This is a genomic window from Streptomyces sp. NPDC092952 (assembly GCF_044754785.1).
Classification (GTDB): domain Bacteria; phylum Actinomycetota; class Actinomycetes; order Streptomycetales; family Streptomycetaceae; genus Streptomyces.
This window is the reverse complement of sequence record NZ_JBIVPT010000004.1, coordinates 523,186-538,762: the sequence shown is the minus strand read 5'-3', so window position 1 is coordinate 538,762 and position 15,577 is coordinate 523,186. Positions and strand designations below refer to the sequence as shown.

18 protein-coding genes are annotated in these 15,577 nt (G+C 72.1%); 6 read left to right on the top strand and 12 right to left on the bottom strand.

What is annotated here, in order from left to right; genetic code table 11:
• Positions 1-143: 143 nt before the first annotated feature.
• The 3 genes from ACIQGQ_RS13635 to ACIQGQ_RS13625 all read right to left on the bottom strand — a co-directional run bounded on the left by ACIQGQ_RS13635 (position 144) and on the right by ACIQGQ_RS13625 (position 3,116).
• Positions 144-1,064 carry an oxidoreductase gene (locus ACIQGQ_RS13635; RefSeq protein ID WP_402394623.1) on the bottom strand — a complete coding sequence of 307 codons (921 nt, stop codon included), beginning with the start codon at positions 1,062-1,064 and terminating at the stop codon, positions 144-146.
• 80 nt (positions 1,065-1,144) lie between these two features.
• Positions 1,145-2,266, bottom strand: coding sequence for a MerR family transcriptional regulator (locus tag ACIQGQ_RS13630; protein ID WP_402394620.1), 1,122 nt, complete (start codon positions 2,264-2,266; stop codon positions 1,145-1,147).
• Positions 2,267-2,348: 82 nt separating this feature from the next.
• Entirely contained in the window at positions 2,349-3,116 is a 768-nt protein-coding gene (locus tag ACIQGQ_RS13625) for an MBL fold metallo-hydrolase (RefSeq protein ID WP_402394617.1), read from the bottom strand.
• A 134-nt stretch (positions 3,117-3,250) separates the two neighbouring features.
• Here ACIQGQ_RS13625 and ACIQGQ_RS13620 point away from each other — a divergent pair, with 134 nt between their 5' ends.
• The gene (locus ACIQGQ_RS13620) at positions 3,251-3,913 is read left to right on the top strand and encodes a glyoxalase (RefSeq protein WP_402394614.1); all 663 of its coding nucleotides are present in this window, start codon (positions 3,251-3,253) and stop codon (positions 3,911-3,913) included.
• 31 nt (positions 3,914-3,944) lie between these two features.
• On the opposite strand, the gene ACIQGQ_RS13615 is transcribed toward ACIQGQ_RS13620, so the two are convergent.
• On the bottom strand, positions 3,945-4,817 hold the full coding sequence (locus tag ACIQGQ_RS13615) for an alpha/beta fold hydrolase (RefSeq protein WP_402394611.1): 873 nt from the start codon (positions 4,815-4,817) through the stop codon (positions 3,945-3,947).
• Positions 4,818-4,911: 94 nt separating this feature from the next.
• On the opposite strand from ACIQGQ_RS13615, the gene ACIQGQ_RS13610 reads away from it, so the two are divergent.
• Positions 4,912-5,340, top strand: a complete 429-nt coding sequence (locus ACIQGQ_RS13610) for an ester cyclase (protein WP_402394608.1) — start codon at positions 4,912-4,914, stop codon at positions 5,338-5,340.
• 98 nt (positions 5,341-5,438) lie between these two features.
• On the opposite strand, the gene ACIQGQ_RS13605 is transcribed toward ACIQGQ_RS13610, so the two are convergent.
• Positions 5,439-6,038, bottom strand: a complete 600-nt coding sequence (locus tag ACIQGQ_RS13605; RefSeq protein ID WP_402394606.1) for a TetR/AcrR family transcriptional regulator — start codon at positions 6,036-6,038, stop codon at positions 5,439-5,441.
• A gap of 172 nt (positions 6,039-6,210) precedes the next feature.
• Here ACIQGQ_RS13605 and ACIQGQ_RS13600 point away from each other — a divergent pair, with 172 nt between their 5' ends.
• A complete protein-coding gene (locus tag ACIQGQ_RS13600; RefSeq protein WP_402394604.1) occupies positions 6,211-6,432 on the top strand; it encodes a hypothetical protein in 222 nt (73 codons plus the stop codon).
• A 168-nt stretch (positions 6,433-6,600) separates the two neighbouring features.
• On the opposite strand, the gene ACIQGQ_RS13595 is transcribed toward ACIQGQ_RS13600, so the two are convergent.
• The 6 genes from ACIQGQ_RS13595 to ACIQGQ_RS13570 form a co-directional block, all read right to left on the bottom strand.
• Complete coding sequence (locus ACIQGQ_RS13595) at positions 6,601-8,415, bottom strand: CocE/NonD family hydrolase (RefSeq protein ID WP_402394601.1); 1,815 nt, start codon at positions 8,413-8,415, stop codon at positions 6,601-6,603.
• A gap of 298 nt (positions 8,416-8,713) precedes the next feature.
• Positions 8,714-9,010: a hypothetical protein gene (locus ACIQGQ_RS13590; protein ID WP_402394849.1), complete on the bottom strand. Its 297-nt coding sequence runs from the start codon at positions 9,008-9,010 to the stop codon at positions 8,714-8,716.
• A 429-nt stretch (positions 9,011-9,439) separates the two neighbouring features.
• The gene (locus ACIQGQ_RS13585) at positions 9,440-10,093 is read right to left on the bottom strand and encodes a nucleotidyltransferase family protein (protein WP_402394598.1); all 654 of its coding nucleotides are present in this window, start codon (positions 10,091-10,093) and stop codon (positions 9,440-9,442) included.
• A gap of 18 nt (positions 10,094-10,111) precedes the next feature.
• The gene (locus tag ACIQGQ_RS13580; RefSeq protein ID WP_402394846.1) at positions 10,112-10,687 is read right to left on the bottom strand and encodes an NUDIX hydrolase; all 576 of its coding nucleotides are present in this window, start codon (positions 10,685-10,687) and stop codon (positions 10,112-10,114) included.
• Positions 10,688-10,899: 212 nt separating this feature from the next.
• Complete coding sequence (locus ACIQGQ_RS13575) at positions 10,900-11,580, bottom strand: SMI1/KNR4 family protein (protein ID WP_402394595.1); 681 nt, start codon at positions 11,578-11,580, stop codon at positions 10,900-10,902.
• 173 nt (positions 11,581-11,753) lie between these two features.
• A complete protein-coding gene (locus ACIQGQ_RS13570) occupies positions 11,754-12,053 on the bottom strand; it encodes a hypothetical protein (RefSeq protein WP_402394592.1) in 300 nt (99 codons plus the stop codon).
• 260 nt (positions 12,054-12,313) lie between these two features.
• Here ACIQGQ_RS13570 and ACIQGQ_RS13565 point away from each other — a divergent pair, with 260 nt between their 5' ends.
• From ACIQGQ_RS13565 to ACIQGQ_RS13555, 3 genes are all read left to right on the top strand, one after another.
• Positions 12,314-12,739, top strand: a complete 426-nt coding sequence (locus ACIQGQ_RS13565) for a helix-turn-helix domain-containing protein (RefSeq protein WP_402394589.1) — start codon at positions 12,314-12,316, stop codon at positions 12,737-12,739.
• A gap of 173 nt (positions 12,740-12,912) precedes the next feature.
• Positions 12,913-13,551 carry a hypothetical protein gene (locus ACIQGQ_RS13560; RefSeq protein ID WP_402394587.1) on the top strand — a complete coding sequence of 213 codons (639 nt, stop codon included), beginning with the start codon at positions 12,913-12,915 and terminating at the stop codon, positions 13,549-13,551.
• Positions 13,552-13,682: 131 nt separating this feature from the next.
• Positions 13,683-14,018 carry a DUF2516 family protein gene (locus ACIQGQ_RS13555; protein WP_402394585.1) on the top strand — a complete coding sequence of 112 codons (336 nt, stop codon included), beginning with the start codon at positions 13,683-13,685 and terminating at the stop codon, positions 14,016-14,018.
• A gap of 52 nt (positions 14,019-14,070) precedes the next feature.
• On the opposite strand, the gene ACIQGQ_RS13550 is transcribed toward ACIQGQ_RS13555, so the two are convergent.
• Positions 14,071-15,396, bottom strand: a complete 1,326-nt coding sequence (locus ACIQGQ_RS13550) for a PP2C family protein-serine/threonine phosphatase (protein WP_402394582.1) — start codon at positions 15,394-15,396, stop codon at positions 14,071-14,073.
• Positions 15,397-15,577 lie beyond the last annotated feature (181 nt).

Sequence of the window (15,577 nt, the reverse complement as noted above, 5' to 3'; positions counted from 1 at the left end):
TATTCGGGCGTTCCGACAACGCGGCGAGGTGCCGTGACTGTCGTCGCACGCCCGCCAGGGATTACCGGACAGCCCTCAGGGCCTTTCACGGCCGGGGCTCCGGGCGCGGGCCCGGAGCCCCGGCCGTGCGGTGCTGCCGTGATTCAGCCGCGGTGGCCGAGCAGGGCCAGGTCCTCCGCGTCGAGGGCCAGCCGCCCGGCGGCCATGTTCTGCTCCAGGTGCGCGAGCGAGGCGGTGCCGGGGATCTGGACGATCGAGGGGGAGCGGGCGAGGCCCCAGGCGAGGGCGACCTGGTGCTCCGTGGCGCCGTGCCGGGCGGCCACCGTCCGTACCCCCTCGCTGTCGAGCGGGGTGTGCCCGCCGCCGAGCGCGAAGAACGGCATGTACGCGATACCGGCGTCCGCGCAGAGGTCGACGAGCCCGGGATCGGACTGGTCGAGCACGCCGAACCGGTTCTGCACGGCGACGACCGGGGCGATGGACCGGGCCTCGGCGAGCTGGTTGGCCGTCACATTGCTGACGCCGAGCTGCCGGATCAGCCCCTCCTCGCGCAGGGCGGCCAGCACCTCGAACCGCTCGCCGAGCGGGTCGTCGAGCCCCGAGCCCAGCCGGCCCACCCGCAGATGGACCAGGTCGAGGGTGTCGACCCGGAGGTCCTCCAGGTTCCGTTCGACCTCCGCGCGGAGCTGGTCGGGGCGGGCCTCGGCGTACATCTCGCCGGTCTCGTCCCGCAGCGGGCCGACCTTGGTGGCGATGACGAGGTCGGGGGCGTACGGGAAGAGCGCCTCGCGCAGCAGGTCGTTGGCCCGGTGGGTGGGGGAGAAGTAGAAGGCGGCGGTGTCGATGTACCGCACCCCGAGCTCCACCGCGCGCCGGGTCACGGCCAGGGCCCTCTCGGTGTCGCCCGCCGGGCCGCTCCACCGCCCCGGCAGCTGCATGGCGCCGAAGCCGAGCCGGGGGACGGTGACGGTGCCGCCCAGCGCGAAGACGCCGGGGCCGGCCGGGGGCGCGGGTACGGGGTCGGGTTCAGGGGAGGGGTTCGGGTCGTTCTGCGAGGCGATCATGGGGTGCAGCATCGCTCACCCGGGCCGAATCGTCGCCTCCGGTTGCGTGGGGGCCGGTGCGGTTCCGTGGTGCGGGCCGGTCAGCCCACGACGTCGGCGACCACGCAGCTGACGTTGTCGGGCCCGCCGGATTCGTTGGCGAGGCCGACGAGTGCGCGGACGGCCCGTTCCGGCTCCGGCGTACCGGCGAGGAGCCGGTGGATCGCGTCGGACGGTACGACGGTGGACAGGCCGTCCGAGCAGAGCAGGTACCGGTCGCCGGGGCGGGCGTCCTGGAGGCGCAGATCGGGGGTGCCGTCGGCGCCCCGGCCCAGGGCGCGCCGGAGCAGCGAGCGCTGCGGGGAGGAGGCGGCCTCCTCCGGAGTGAGGCGTCCCTCGTCGACGAGGGACTGCACCAGGGTGTGGTCGTCGGTGATCCGGAACAGCTCGTCGTCGCGCAGGAGGTAGGCGCGGGAATCGCCGATGTGGACGAGGGCGAGCTGCGATCCGGTCCAGAGCATCGCGGTGAGCGTGGTCCCGGCCCCGGCCCAGGGATCGGCTTCGGCCCCGGCCCCTGAGGCGGCATCCGTCTCCGTGTCCGTGTCCGTACCGGTTCCGGTGACGTCCCGCACGGCTCGCGCGGCCTGTTCGACCGCGTCCTGGAGGGCGTCGAGCAGGCCGCCGGCCGGGACGCCGCCGGTTTCGAGCCGCCTGAGCGCGTCGACGGCGGCGGCGCTCGCGGGGGCTCCCGTACCGCCGAAGCCGTCGGCGACGGCGAGGAGCCCGGAACCGGCGTACGCGGTGTCCTGGTTGTGCTCGCGGACGAGCCCGGTGTCGGAGAGGGCGGCGTAACGGATCTCCAGCGGTGCGGTGGTCGCGGTCATGGCGGGGTCCTTCCGTGCCAGATGGTCGACGAGGAAGGCGGCCAGATCGCGCCGTGCGGCGGTGTCGGCCTCGACACCGGCCCAGAACGAGCGGATCTCCTGGGCGGCCGGTTCCGGCTCCAGCGCGCAGACCCGCTGGATCCGGGCCAGCGGCATCCCGATCCGCCGCAACCAGGCCACCAGCCGGGCCCGTTCCAGCTGCTCGGGTGCGTAGTGGCGGTAGCCGGTCACGGGGTCGACCCGGGCGGGGGTCAGCAGCCCGAGCTCGTCGTAGAGCCGCAGGGCCTTCGGCGACAGCCGGGACGCCCTCGCGAACGCCCCGATGGTCAACAGGCCCATGCCGGTCCCTCCTCGCGCCGGGCGCGGCGCCCGGCCCCACCGATGCTGCGGGCTCCCCCAGGGGCAAGGTCAACCAGCGGTCTCACGTCCACGCCGGCGACACCTCGTACGGGGTGTCGCCGGGCGGCCCTTCCGCGGGTTCCCAGACCGAGCAGTCGTGGGCGAACAGCACCCGCCGCGGGTCGAAGTCGGCGAGCCGGTCCAGCCAGGGCGGGTACGGGGGGAGCGGCGGGGACACGTCCTGGAGGGCGGCCCGGCGGGCCAGTTGCCCGGAGGCGAACTCGGAGGCGAAGTCGTGCGCCTGACCGGCGAGGACCACGGTGCCGTCGCTCCGGCGCAGGACCAGCGACTGATGCCCCTCGGTGTGTCCGGGCGTCGGGACGATGTGGACCCCGGGCCAGACCTCCGCCTCGCCGGAGAGCTCCTCGTACCGCGCGCCGGGGAAGTCGACCAGTTCCTCGAAGGTGTGGCCGCCCCGGCGGGCGGCGGCCAGCTCGACGTCCTGGACCAGGACGGTGCGGCCGGCCAGCAGGGGGTTGCCGCCGCAGTGGTCGAAGTGCAGGTGGCAGTTGACGACCACGGAGATGTCCGCCGGGTCGGCCCCGGCCGCCGCGAGCGCGTCCCGCAGGGGCCGCCGCCGGGGCCGGTAGTGCGCCTCGGTCCCGGGGGCCGCGTCGCCGATTCCGGTGTCGAAGAGGAGCAGTCCGCGCTCGTGGCGCACCAGGTAGGCGAGGACGGGCTCGACCCTGGGCTGCGGGCCGCCGACCTCCTGGGCGGGCCGGACGAAGTACCCCAGATCGAGGCGGCGCACCGCCATGTCCCCCACGGCCGACTTCCTTGTTTCCGCCATACGGCCATCCTGGCAGGCCACGGGCGGGGTCCGGTGGGGGTTCGGCGGGGGTTCGGCATCCGGGACCGGCCGGAGGGAGAACCGATCAGGAATCGAGAAGCCCCCGCCACCCGGCCGTCCCTAACGTGGGATCCATGGCAACCACCACTTCCCCCGCGCCCGTCACCTCCGTCGCCTCCGTCACCCTTGAGGTGGCCGACCCCGAGGCCGCCCGCCGCTTCTACACCGCCTTCGGCGTGGAGCCGCGGATCCGGCTGCGGGCGTCCGGTGCGTCCGGTGCGGATTCCACCGGGTTCCGGGGCTTCACCCTGGCCCTCACGGTGTCCGGTCCGGCCACCGTCGACGGCTTCGTGGCCGACGCGGTGGACGCGGGGGCCACGGTGCTGAAGCCCGCCACGAAGTCGATGTGGGGGTACGGCGGCGTCGTGCGCGCCCCGGACGGCACGATCTGGAAGATCGCGACCTCGGCGAAGAAGGACACCGGCCCGGCCACCCGCCGGATCGACGAGCTCGTCCTCCTGCTCGGCGTCGAGGACGTCAGGGCGAGCCGCCGGTTCTACGCCGGCCTGGGCCTGACGGTGGCCAAGAGCTTCGGCGGCAAGTACGCGGAGTTCGCCGCCGAGGACTCCGACCCCGTCAAGCTGGCCCTGTACAAGCGCGGCGGCCTGGCCAAGGACCTGGGCGTCCCCGCCGAGGGCACCGGCTCGCACCGCATCGCCCTCGGCGGCTCCACCGGCGCCCCGTTCACCGACCCGGACGGATTCGTCTGGGAGACCGCCGGACCGTCCGCCCCGTGAGCCGCGCCGGTCGCCCCGCACCCCGTACCGGTCAGCGCGCGGTGGGACCCGGGGAGTCCGCGAGGTCCGCGAGCAGTTCGGCGGCGGGCTTCGGGTGGACGAGCCAGCGCAGGTGGCTCCCTTCGAGCGTCCGCACGTCGAAGGGGTTGTCGGGGGTGAGCGCGTCGGCCTCGCGGATCATGCGGTCCTGGACGGCGGGCGGAACGCTGGTGTCGGCGGCCAGCCGCACATAGGTCCGGGGGATCCGGCCCCAGGTCTCGGCCCGGGCCCGGTCGTCGGGCGTACCGGCGTCGAGGTTCTCGTCGGGCTGGAAGGTGTTCAGCAGCGTCCGGAACTCGTCATCGGTCAGATCGGCGGCGAAGGCCCGCTTGAACGCGGCGAGCGCCGCCGGGTCGGCGGTGCGGAAGTTGGTCCGGAGCAGGCCGAGTTCGGCCGGGTTCCCGACGATCGTGGGGAGGAAGGCCGCCGGGTCGACGCTCGCCATCTCCGGCTGGGTGTAGTAGCCCGCCACGTCCAGTTCGACGGGGCACCAGGAGGCGACGTAGACGATCCGGTCGACCAGGTCGGGCCGGGCGTTGGCGACGGCGGTGGCCGTGATGCCGCCCCTGCTGTGGGAGACGAGGACGGTGGGCCCGTTCCGTCGGGCCCGTTCGAGGGTCTCGATCACGCGGGCGACGTTGTCGGCGAGGGTGACCCCCTTGATGCTCCCCGGTTCCGAGGCGAGCGCGTCGAGGTCCTGGGGTGCCTGGTAGGCCACGGGGAAGGTCGCCCCGAATCCGTGCCCCGGAAGGTCGACGGCGGCCGAACGGTGCCCGAGCAGGGCGAGTTCGGCCTGGAGGGGCGCGAACGAGAACGAGTTCGCGAAGGCTCCGTGGACAAGGACGAAGGTCGGCGGATTACGCATGCCTCAGCCTCCAACGGAACGATCTCCAGGGCAAGTTCGGAAGCCCGGAATATGCGGAACGGGGGCTGTCCGAGCGGGATGCCAGACTTGTCCCATGAACAATGCCAAGGACACCGTCCGCCAGTTCCTCCTCCAGGTGCGCTCGGGGCTGCACCCCGAGCGGGCCGGGCACTTCATGGCCGACCTGGTCCGGGCCCACCAGGTCGCCTCCGAGGCGCCGGAGGTCGTGGAGCGGACGCCGCGGCAGTACACCGAGCACGTCCAGGAGATGCTCGACGCGTACGGTCCCTTCACGCTGACCGTGGACGAGCTCATCGCCGAGGGGGACCGGGTCTACGCCCGGTGGACGCAGGACGGGCGCCATGTCGGCCCGGTGGGCGGCCATGCTCCGACCGGCGCGCGGATCACGACGATGACCAGTGCGGTCTACCGCGTCGAGGACGGGCTCATCGTCGAGTACTGGATCCAGATCGACCGGCAGGGAACCGCCGCCCAGCTGCGGCGGGCGGCCACCGGGGACTGACCCCGCCCCGTTCCCGCTCGCGGACCCGCGCGGCGGCTGCGGCCCCCGACCGGGGGCGGCGACCGGGAAGGCGTCGCCGCGCCGGCCGTCGAAGCGCGCTACCGCGATTCCAGGAGCCGGTCGATGTGGTGGCCGAGGACGCGCCCGGCGGCATCGGGCGAGCGGTACCCGAGAGCGACGTCCACGCCGAGACCGGTCGCGAGCGACCAGCAGATGTCGGCGTCCGTCCGCTCGTCCCCGTGGGGCTCGCGGCCCCGCTCCTGCCGGGCCGCGGTGATGAGCCCGGCCGTGAAGGAGAGCAGCGCGTCGTCGCCCGGAGCCAGGACCCTGGCCATCGTCGGATCGGAGACGGCCCGGCCCGCCACCGCCAGGGAGAACCGCATGAGCCGTGTGCTCTCCTCGTCGGGGCCGATCAGGGCGTGGAGGCAGGCCCGGAGCACGGCTTCCGGGCTCGTCGCGTCCGCCGCCGCGACCGCGTGCTCGATGTTCGCGTTCACGGCCTGGACGGCCCGTTCGAGCGCGTCGCGGATCAGGGCCTGCATCGACGCGTAGTAGTGCTGCACCTGCCCCATGGAGACGCCCGCCTCCTCGGCCACCTTGCGGAGCGTCACCTGCTCGATGCCGCCCCGGACCGCCAGCGCCCAGACGGCCTCGATCAGGCGCTTCCTGCGCTGTTCGTGATCCACGATCTTCGGCACGGCGCCTCCGTCCCTCCCTCTCCTCCGTTCACCATGCGAACGCATTGCGAACGAGGCCTCCATCCTATTACAATGCAAGTGCATTGCAACGGCCTCGTCGGCGGCCTCGAAACCCCTCTGGCATGGCGTTCTCGTGTGGCGGCGACGTTCTGAAGATCTGGAAGGCATCGCGATGAAGTACGACATCCTTCAGGTGCTCGGTGCGGTCCTCCTCGCCATCGGGGCGCAGGGAGCGATCCGCCTGCTCATCGACCACGACAACCTCGGCCTGCTCGGCTGGCTGCCGGGCGGATTCGCGGCCTGCATCACCGTCTACGTGCTCGGCGCGGTGGTGGGCGCGGTCGTCGCGGGCCGGGCCCACGGCGAGGCGAAGGCGGCCGGACGCCGCGGCTGACCGGATCGCCGTCGGCCGACCGCGCCGCGGCCGACCGGCCGACCGGATCGCGGGGGTCTCCCGTGGCGAGAGGAGGGGGCCGGGCCCGGGAGCAAGGTGTTGTTCCGCTCCCCGCCGGCCCCCACGACATTCAGGGCCCTTCGGTACCCGGTCGGGCCCGGGGTGCCGTCAGCCGAGCGGCAGTTCCAGGGCCGCTTCCTGGCCGGTCGGGGAGGTGATGGTGGTGGTGGAGTCCTCCGTGCCGGTGAAGGCGTAGAGCCGGTCCCGGCTGTTGACGACCAGGGCGAGGCGGTGGCCGTCGGCGAGGTCGTAGGCGGCGGGCTGGAGCGTCCAGTCGACGTTCCGGTCCGTGCCGGGGGCCAGATCCGTGACGGTGAGCGGCTCGTGGGTGATGATCCGGGCAGTGCCGTCCGGGGCCACGTCGAAGAGATAGGCGACCAGGGTCGCGGCGTCGCCCTCCTCGACGCGGACGGTGAGCCGGAGTCCGGCGGCGCCCCGGACGCGGCGTCCGCCCGCCAACTCCTCCGTGGACCAGACGAGGAGCCGGTCCGGCTCGAAGCCCGCCGGGTCGTAGGGCTTGGGGTTGCCGAACCACTCCTTCTGCCCGGTCTCCATGATGTCGTCCATGGCGGTCGCGGTGGTCTCGTGCCCGGCGGTGAACTCCCGGCTCCAGCCCGCGGACGGCTTGTCCGACAGGGTGGCCCCGCCGTTCCCCTCGGCACCGCTCAGGTACCAGGTCTCGGTGCGGGTGGTGGCCTCGGACCAGGAGCGGAGAGGTTCGCGCCGCGCCGCCTCGACGATCCGGTCGCCGCCGATGCCGGTCGGCCTGGTCTTGTAGGTGAACATCACCTGGCTGTTGACCACCGGCCAGTCGGGCACGTCGCCGCTCTTCCCGAGCAGGTGGTGGTCGAGCCAGGCGTACGTTTCCGTCGTCGGCGCCAGGTAGCTCCAGAACGGGGTTCCGCCCGGGAAGCCGGTGATGCCGACGCCTTCCGGGGCGCCGTGGTCGCCGATCCACAGGTTCAGGTGCTTGGGGACGGTGAGCTTCTCGAAGGTCGCGATCGCCTCACCGGCGGGGAACAGGCTCTCGTGCCAGGTGTTGGAGTAGAAGGTCGGGATGGCTCGCCCGTTGGTGATGTCCACGTAGGTCTCCGGGGAGCGCTCGGTGCCCCACTCCACCACCTCATCCATCTTCTCCCCGTTCTGGAAGTTCTGGAGGATGGCCCACGTGGCCTCGTCGAACCGCTCGTGCTCCTTGCCCTTCTCGGCCCCGGTGAAGCCGATCAGCAGCTCCACGGCCTTCTCGTGCCGGGTGCCGTTGTCGTAGAGGCTGGTGGCGAGGTTGCCCCAGGTGCTGAGGGCGGCCACGACGGCGACCCGGTCCTTCTTGTCGTGCGCGGCGACCAGCTGGCTGATGCCGGAGCCGTAGGACAGGCCCATGAACCCGACCTTGTTCGGCGTGAACAGCTCTTCCGCGTGGTCGATCACCTTCGACCCGTCCGCCCAGTCGTCCGGTCCGGCGACGCCGATGAACCCGTCGGACGTGAACGGCCCGTCCGTCTCGCCGAACCCGCGGGGCGTGTACGCCAGCACGTGGTAACCGCGCGCCGCCAGGGAGAGGTAGCCGACCATGAACGGCATCCAGCCGTACGGGTTCCAGCCGGCGGGCACGATGACGACCGGGCGCGGCTCCGAGGTCTTCTGCTTGATCGCGATCGCGGAGAGGCCGATCTCGTCCGTCACGGCGATCCGCGGGAAGGTGACCCCGGCCTCCCGCAGGACCCGCGCCACCAGCTCCCGCAGATCCTCGGGGAGCGTCCCGGCCGGGGCCGTGCCCTGGAGGGCCGCGAGCAGGGCGCGCGCGACGGCGAGCACCGACGGGTTGATGTCGAGGCTCGCGCCGCGCCAGATGCCGTTGGCCGCGATGTCCGCGAGGGTCGCGTCGGTGACCGACGCGAGGGGCGCTCCGCCTTCGGTAGTCATGAACCGCTCCGTTCCTTCTGGTGAGCCGGCCGACCAGGACTTCTTCCGCGTCCGGGCGGCCGGGACGCCCGCCGGGCGCCAGGCGGATCATGGACAGGAGCACACCCACCGAAACGGAAGGGCGGCCCACCGCACTCGATCGGATGGAGAACCCCCAGCCGGTGGACGCGCCCCACCGACCCCACCGCGAGCGGGCCGGACCGACCGCGCCGCCGCGGCGACGGGCCTCACGCCTGCCGCCTCCCGCGCCCCGGGCGCGGCAGGCGGCAGGACGGGCAGTGCCGGTCGTCCCGGCCGCTCAGACGGTGCTGGCGATCCAGCCGACAGTCTCGGAGGTGTGGGTTCCGTCCGAGAGCGCCTTGCCGCTGCCCGCCAGCTCGTTCATACGGATCTTGAAGCCGGTGACGGTGACGTCGGCGATCCGCAGACCCGGCGTGTCCGGGCCCGCGAAGGTCTGTACGAACGGAACGACGATGACCGTCGAGCCGCGCGGGAAGGGCGAGGGGAAGGTGACCTGGGTGAACGTCGAGGTGTCCCCGCCCTTCAACGCCACGGCACTGGACGAGCTCAACTGGAGCGTGCCGGTCTGGGTCATGCTCACGGCTTCCGCCTTTCACTGAACGGCCGCGCGGGGCCTCCAACAGGCCCGCGTCCGGTGGTACTTCGGTCACCGCTTCACGCGGAGACCGAAGGTGAAATGCCCCGGAAGGCCTTCGTTTACGGCAGAAGTCGCCGATGAGGAGGAAGTACTCCGCCAACGGTTGCGTCGCAGCCGGACCGAGCCGTCACAGCAGGCCAGAGGCCCGCCACGGCCCGGCGACAGGGAGGAGCGGGCGGCCGCGAACCCGCTGCCGCCGGTCAACATGGTGATGCGACCGGTGCCGGGGTTGACGGAAACGCCGCAGGCCCAAGCGGAGCGCGGAAGCGTCCGGCCCCGCTCGTCCAGTGACGGCGTGACGCAGACCGCGCTCTCGGCGCCCACCCGCGACGCCCGCATGGATCTCGCAGCCCTTGCCGGCTGCCGTCAGGGCAACCGGCCCGCCGGAGAGGAACTCGCCGCATGGTCACTCGCATCCGGGTGTCCGTCCGGCCACGGCAGTACGGTGAGCTGCGGCCACTCGTCCCTCCAACGCTCCGCCTTGGCCTCGTAGACCTCCCGAGGGGCAAGGACCGGGTTGGGCCGGACCACGAGGTTGAACACGTCGGAGAGCCCGTGGGGCGCATAGACTCGCCAGCCACCGTCGTGGTCCGGACGCACCCCCAGACAGCACGTCGTCGCGGCGAACGAGTCGATCGCCGCCTCGGTGGAATCGTGGGGCGGGCAGGCCACGCCGAATTTCTGCTCGTACCAGAGATGCACACGGGCCTCGTTACGGATCTCCACCTCCGCCGGCAGCCCGGCGAACACCTCCTGCCCCGCCTTGATCACGGCGTCCTCCGCCTCCCAGGACAGGTCGGTGTCGTCGAAGTAGAAAATGTCGTAGTCCTTGATACCGCTGGCCGGGGGCCTGTCGGTGACCACGTTCCACACCGTCTGGAACAGGCAGCCCGCCGTCACGTACCAGCCGGGCAGCTCCAATGTCGCCGCCCTGGCCATCACATCGGTCAGGACCTCGTTCCGGGAGAGGACGGACCGCAGTCCGTCGAGCTGCTCAACGAGCGGGAGTCGACCGAACATCCGTACTCCCTATCACGATCAGCCTTTCTCACAAGGCGCGTTGACCGCCGGCGGGCGTCCCGGCCCGAGAGGCGGGAGAGGTCGGGACTGCGCGCTCCGGAACGCGAGATACCGGCTGAAGGCTTCGTGGCTGTCGGGAGTGAAGCGGCACTCCAGCAGGGCCGACCGCAGCTCAGGCTCCGTCAGCCAGCCGTGCCAGGCGACCTCATCGGGATCGGGGACGATGGCGTCCGGCACCACGGCTTCGTGCACACCGAGCCAGTGCGGGCTCAACCCGCCGCGGTTGAGGAACGTGAACAGCAGGCGCGGCAGCGCACGAACGCCCAGCTCTTCGGCCAACTCCCGCGCGGCGGCCTGTTCATAGGACTCGCCGGCACTCACGGCGCCACCGACCTCGACCTCATGGAGCCCGGGGAAGCGCGACACCTGCTCCGACCGCCGGTGGACGAGAATCCGGCCACGCCCATCACGGCACACCGTCACGGCGACGCGGTGCAGCCAGCCCTCCCGGATGGCCCGCTGACGGCTGACCGCCACCCCCAGCACACGATCCTGATCGTCGACACGCTCCACCAGTTCATCCACGCCGCACACCCTGGCAGAACCCACCGACCGTCACGCCCGGATCGTTCGGCGCAGGTGCGTGCACTGCTGCGAGGCGAATCCGGGCCCGTGGAGAGTCGGGCATCGGCGGAGCAGGTCGGGTACGTCCTCCGCGGACCCGTGGTGGTGCTTCGGCCCGGCCCGGTCGACCGCATCCACCCCCACCCGCATGCGCGCGCCCCTACGTGCCGGGGCGCCCACGCTCACCCGATCCGAGACTGCGTCGACCGTTCGGCCTGCTCCAGCCAGGCGGTGTACCAGCGGGTGAAGGTGACCGGCTTCCCGTCGGCGTCGAGGCACGGCACCAGGTCGACGTCGTCGACCCGGGCGTCCGACCAGACCGTGCCCCGATGAATGCCGCTGATGACCAGCCACTCCCGCATGGTACAGCCCAGATGAGAGATCACGATGGCGCCGGCGGTGCGCTCCGGGGCGAACAACAGGGCGCCCCACTGCTCGTCCCACGCTTCGAAGGCATCGTCGAAGTCCTCGATCTCGTCGAAGTCCTCTTCCTCGGGGCGTTGGGCAAGGAGCTCTTCGAGGCTCGCGGCGTCCGGTCCCTGTTCCGGGAACGGCTCCGCGAGTGTGGAGAGGTCGGCCAGACTCGCTCCGTCGCCCTCCCAGCGCCACCGGCTCTCTACGCGCCGCACGGGGAAGAGGCCGTAGGCCGGTCCCGCACCGCCCGCGGCGACACGGAGGAGAAAGGTCCGGTAGTCCTCCGGCAGCCGCACGCCTATCTGGCCTTCGAGTCCGGCGAGTTCCTCGTCGGTGAGCGGCTCCTCCAAGGTCCACTGGTGCCCGTGCGCGCCGAAGACTTCACCGCTCGCCGGCTGAGCGCCCAGCGCCGCGACGCGTTCCCGCACCCCTGCCCACTGATCAATCATGCGCAGACCGTACGCGGCGCCACTGACACCGGTCGGCCGGTCCGCGCGCACCGAGCCAAGGGCCGTGGCCGCCACCAGTGGGCGGTTCTCACGGTTGTTGTCACAGCCGGGTCCTGGACACCACGGCTCCGACCTGCGGCTTCATGTCCTGTCGCATGCGAGCCGGCGGATTCTCACTCGAACTCGTCCGGGTCGGCGGATTCTTGCCGCCCGTGCTGTGAGCGACGGATCCGCGCGACGCCCCTGTCCAGGTCCACGCCGAGCGGCGGGCCCTCGGCGGGCCGGACGTTCTTGCGGACCCTCTCCTGCTCCATCGCCCGCTTCATCGCTTGCGCCGCCGGAGAGAACTCCTCCGCCAGTGCCGCGGTACGCCCCTTCGTCTTGCGGTAGTAGATCCATCCGCGGCGTTCCGCCCACAACAGAACGCGATCCGCCAGGATCAGGCAGATGCCGGCAGCGATGCCGACCGCCACCACGAGCAGAGTGCTTCTCATGCCACTGAGACGCTGCCCCCCTCTGCCGCGTTCCACGCTCCATCGGCTCACCGTCTGCCAGGCGTACCGCGACAGGACACTTCAGGCCGCCACAGCTCGGTCGCACGTGTCGGCGGCGGCAGGCATCGCGGGCAGGTGACGGCTGTCGCGCTCCAGCGCCATCGGCCGGGGGAGTGGTGTGGCGCACTTTTGCAAGCGTCTGCTTGCAATAGTTAGCAAGAGGGGTGCACCATCGGGGCATGGCATCACTCAACGTCGGCAATCTCGGGGAGTACCTGCGCGAGCAGCGGCGCAACGCGCAGCTGTCGTTGCGGCAGCTCGCCGATGCCGCCGGGGTGTCCAATCCCTACCTCAGCCAGATCGAGCGCGGGCTGCGCAAGCCGAGCGCCGAGGTGCTGCAGCAGGTCGCCAAGGCGCTGCGGATCTCCGCCGAGACCCTTTACGTACGGGCCGGGATTCTGGACGAGCGGGAGCGGGAGGAGCTGGAGACGCGGGCGGTGATCCTCGCCGATCCGTCGATAAACGAGCGGCAGAAGAGCGTTCTGCTGCAGATCTACGACTCCTTCCGCAGGGAGAACGGTTTCGAGTCCGGTCCCCGGACCGACGACGAGCCGGGAACGGACGCCGGTGCCGAAGCGGCCGCGGGGCCTGCCGAGCCCTCGTAGCCGGGTGGTGCCGCGGGTGCCGTTCGGTCCGGCCGACGCGTCCTCCGCGCCCTTTCGACTCCTCCGACTCCTCCGATTCCAGAACTCCATAGCCCCAGAGCTTCAGAACTCCAGAACTCCAGAACTTCTGAGAACCCTCGCACCGAGCCCGATGATCCGGGAGGACCACAGTCATGGCCATCACCGATGACCTGCGCAAGACCCTCACCGACCCGACCCCTCTCTACTTCGCCGCCGGTACGGCCGATCTCGCCGTCGAGCAGGCGCGCAAGGTCCCGGCGCTGCTCGACCAGCTGCGCGCCGAGGCGCCCGAGCGCATCGAGGCCGTACGCAACACCGACCCCAAGGTCGTGCAGGAGAAGGTGACCACGCAGGCCAAGGAGGCGCAGGCCACCGTGCAGGCCAAGGTCAACGAGGTGATCGGCGCCTTCGACAGCGACCTGCGCAAGCTCGGGGAGAACGCGCAGGACCTGGCGCTGCGGAGCCTGGGTGTGGCCGCGGAGTACGCGGTGCGGGCCCGGGAGACGTACGAGAAGGTCGCCGAGCGCGGCGAGCGGACCGTACGGAACTGGCGGGGCGAGGCGGCCGAGGAGGCCGTCGAAATCGCCGTCGTCGTCGAGCCGCGCAAGGAGTCCGGCACCCGGACGGGCACCGCGAAGACCGGTCCGACACCCGCCGCCAAGCCCGCACCCGCCGCCAAGCCCGCGCCCGAGGCGAAGGCCGTGCCCAAGACCGCCGCGCCCGCCAGGAAGGCGCCCGCGCGCAAGCCCGCCGCGAAGAAGGCCACCCCGCCGAGCGCGAAGGAGAAGTAGCCGGCAGGCACTCGGCACGCCCGCCACGGGCGGCGGACGACGGTGGTCCGGGAATCCATCCGGGTGTCCGGACCGCTGTCCCGGGTACCTTGGCGTCGAGGCGCTCATCCACTCACTAGGCGGTACACACCATGTTGCTCACCGGATTCAGCACATTCGTCGGGCTGCTCTACCTGCTCATGCTGGTGCTGGCCGTGGTCGCGCTGATCATGGCGTCGATGGCGCGGGAGGACGCCTACCGTGCGGCGGACAAGCAGAAGAAGTCGTTCTGGCTGATCATCCTCGGCATCACCGTCGCCGTGAACCTCTTCGTGCCGATGCTCTTCCTCCAGCTCGCGGGGCTGGTCGCCTCCATCGTCTTCCTGGTGGACGTGCGGCCCGCGCTCCAGGCGGTCACGGGCGGGCGCGGCCGGGGCGGCGGTTCCAGCAGCGACGGCCCGTACGGCCCCTACAACGGCGGTCGCTGAGCGAGCGGCCGCAGCAGCCATCGGGCCCCGCCCGGTCGCCGAACCGTCCCGGTCACGGGGCGACGGCGGCCGGGCGGTGCGCGTTCTCCAGGTCGTGGCCGAGCAGGAGGACCGCGACGTCGTCGGTCAGCTCGCCGCCGTTCAGCTCCCGGACCCGGGCGACCGCGGCCTCCAGGAGGTCCTCGCCGGTCAGCCCGTCCGCCAGTTGCCGGTTGATCATCTCGACCATGCCGTCCTGGCCCAGCCGCTGGGCCCCTTCCGGCCCGACCCGTCCCTCGATCAGCCCGTCCGTGTACAGCATCAGACTCCAGCCGCTGCCCAGCTCCACCTGGCGGCGGGGCCAGCGGGCGTGCGGGAGCAGCCCCAGGGCCGGGCCGCCGTCCTCGTACGGGAGGAGTTGTGCGGCCTGCCCGTGCCGGGCGAGCAGTGGGGCCGGGTGGCCGGCCAGGCAGAGCCCGGCGTGGCGGCCGTCGGGGGCGATGTCGACGGTGCAGAGCGTCGCGAAGATCTCCTCGCTCTCCCGCTCGTGCTCCAGGACCTGCTGAAGGGTGGTGAGCAGTTCGTCGCCGCAGAGTCCGGCCAGGGTCAACGCCCGCCACGCGATGCGCAGTTCCACGCCGAGGGCCGCCTCGTCGGGGCCGTGGCCGCAGACGTCGCCGATCATCACGTGGACGGTGCCGTCGGGGGTGCGGACGGTGTCGTAGAAGTCTCCGCCGAGCAGGGCGCGGCTGCGGCCGGGGCGGTAGCGGGCCGCGAAGCGCAGGTCGGAGCCGTCGAGCAGCGGGGTGGGCAGCAGGCCGCGTTCGAGGCGGGCGTTCTCCTGGGCGCGCAGCGTGGACTCGGTGAGCCTGCGCTGGGCGACATCGGCGCGCTTGCGCTCGACGGCGTACCGGATGGCGCGGCTGAGCAGCCGCCCGTCCAGCTCGTCGCGGCAGAGGTAGTCCTGGGCGCCCACCCGTACGGCCGCGGCGGCCAGCTCGGTGTCGTTCTCGGCGGTCAGGGCGAGGACGGCGTGGCGCGGGGCGATCCGCACCACGTGCTCAAGGGCGGCGAGCCGGTGGTCCGCCTCCGGCCCCGACTCCGTCCCCGTTTCCGTTCCCGCTTCCGTCGTGTCGCGGCCCTTGGCGGCCCGGGTCTCGCTGCCGGAGGGCAGGGCGAGGTCCAGCAGTATGCAGTCGACGTCGTCGGTGAGGAGCCGGCCCGCCTCGGTCAGATTGCGGGCGGTACGGACGCGCACCCTCGTACCGGCCACGGCCGGGAGCTCGGGCACGGTGAAGGTGCCCGCCGGGTCGTCCTCGATCACCAGGAGGGTGAGGACGCCGTCGTGGGAGGACTCCGCAGCGGTGTCGGTGTCCTGCTGCGGTACGGATACGGGCATCGGCTCGGTTTTCCTTCCCTCCCCCCGAGGGCACGGCGGAACGACGATCGACGAACTGCCAGACGGGGACGATAGCGGTCCATGCCGGGGGAACGGAATGGCGTCCCGGGACCCGCCTCGGGCATATGCACCGGCATAAGCCGCGTCAGGTCACGGATCCGGCGCGCCGAACCGGGAAACG

Excerpts from the sequence above, each read along its gene's own strand:
- ACIQGQ_RS13635 (WP_402394623.1), bottom strand. The coding sequence starts at position 1,064 with ATGATCGCCTCGCAGAACGACCCGAACCCCTCCCCTGAACCCGACCCC.
- ACIQGQ_RS13630 (WP_402394620.1), bottom strand. The coding sequence starts at position 2,266 with ATGGGCCTGTTGACCATCGGGGCGTTCGCGAGGGCGTCCCGGCTGTCG.
- ACIQGQ_RS13625 (WP_402394617.1), bottom strand. The coding sequence starts at position 3,116 with ATGGCGGAAACAAGGAAGTCGGCCGTGGGGGACATGGCGGTGCGCCGC.
- ACIQGQ_RS13620 (WP_402394614.1), top strand. The coding sequence starts at position 3,251 with ATGGCAACCACCACTTCCCCCGCGCCCGTCACCTCCGTCGCCTCCGTC.
- ACIQGQ_RS13615 (WP_402394611.1), bottom strand. The coding sequence starts at position 4,817 with ATGCGTAATCCGCCGACCTTCGTCCTTGTCCACGGAGCCTTCGCGAAC.
- ACIQGQ_RS13610 (WP_402394608.1), top strand. The coding sequence starts at position 4,912 with ATGAACAATGCCAAGGACACCGTCCGCCAGTTCCTCCTCCAGGTGCGC.
- ACIQGQ_RS13600 (WP_402394604.1), top strand. The coding sequence starts at position 6,211 with ATGAAGTACGACATCCTTCAGGTGCTCGGTGCGGTCCTCCTCGCCATC.
- ACIQGQ_RS13595 (WP_402394601.1), bottom strand. The coding sequence starts at position 8,415 with ATGACTACCGAAGGCGGAGCGCCCCTCGCGTCGGTCACCGACGCGACC.
- ACIQGQ_RS13590 (WP_402394849.1), bottom strand. The coding sequence starts at position 9,010 with ATGACCCAGACCGGCACGCTCCAGTTGAGCTCGTCCAGTGCCGTGGCG.
- ACIQGQ_RS13585 (WP_402394598.1), bottom strand. The coding sequence starts at position 10,093 with ATGTTCGGTCGACTCCCGCTCGTTGAGCAGCTCGACGGACTGCGGTCC.
- ACIQGQ_RS13575 (WP_402394595.1), bottom strand. The coding sequence starts at position 11,580 with ATGATTGATCAGTGGGCAGGGGTGCGGGAACGCGTCGCGGCGCTGGGC.
- ACIQGQ_RS13565 (WP_402394589.1), top strand. The coding sequence starts at position 12,314 with ATGGCATCACTCAACGTCGGCAATCTCGGGGAGTACCTGCGCGAGCAG.
- ACIQGQ_RS13560 (WP_402394587.1), top strand. The coding sequence starts at position 12,913 with ATGGCCATCACCGATGACCTGCGCAAGACCCTCACCGACCCGACCCCT.
- ACIQGQ_RS13555 (WP_402394585.1), top strand. The coding sequence starts at position 13,683 with ATGTTGCTCACCGGATTCAGCACATTCGTCGGGCTGCTCTACCTGCTC.
- ACIQGQ_RS13550 (WP_402394582.1), bottom strand. The coding sequence starts at position 15,396 with ATGCCCGTATCCGTACCGCAGCAGGACACCGACACCGCTGCGGAGTCC.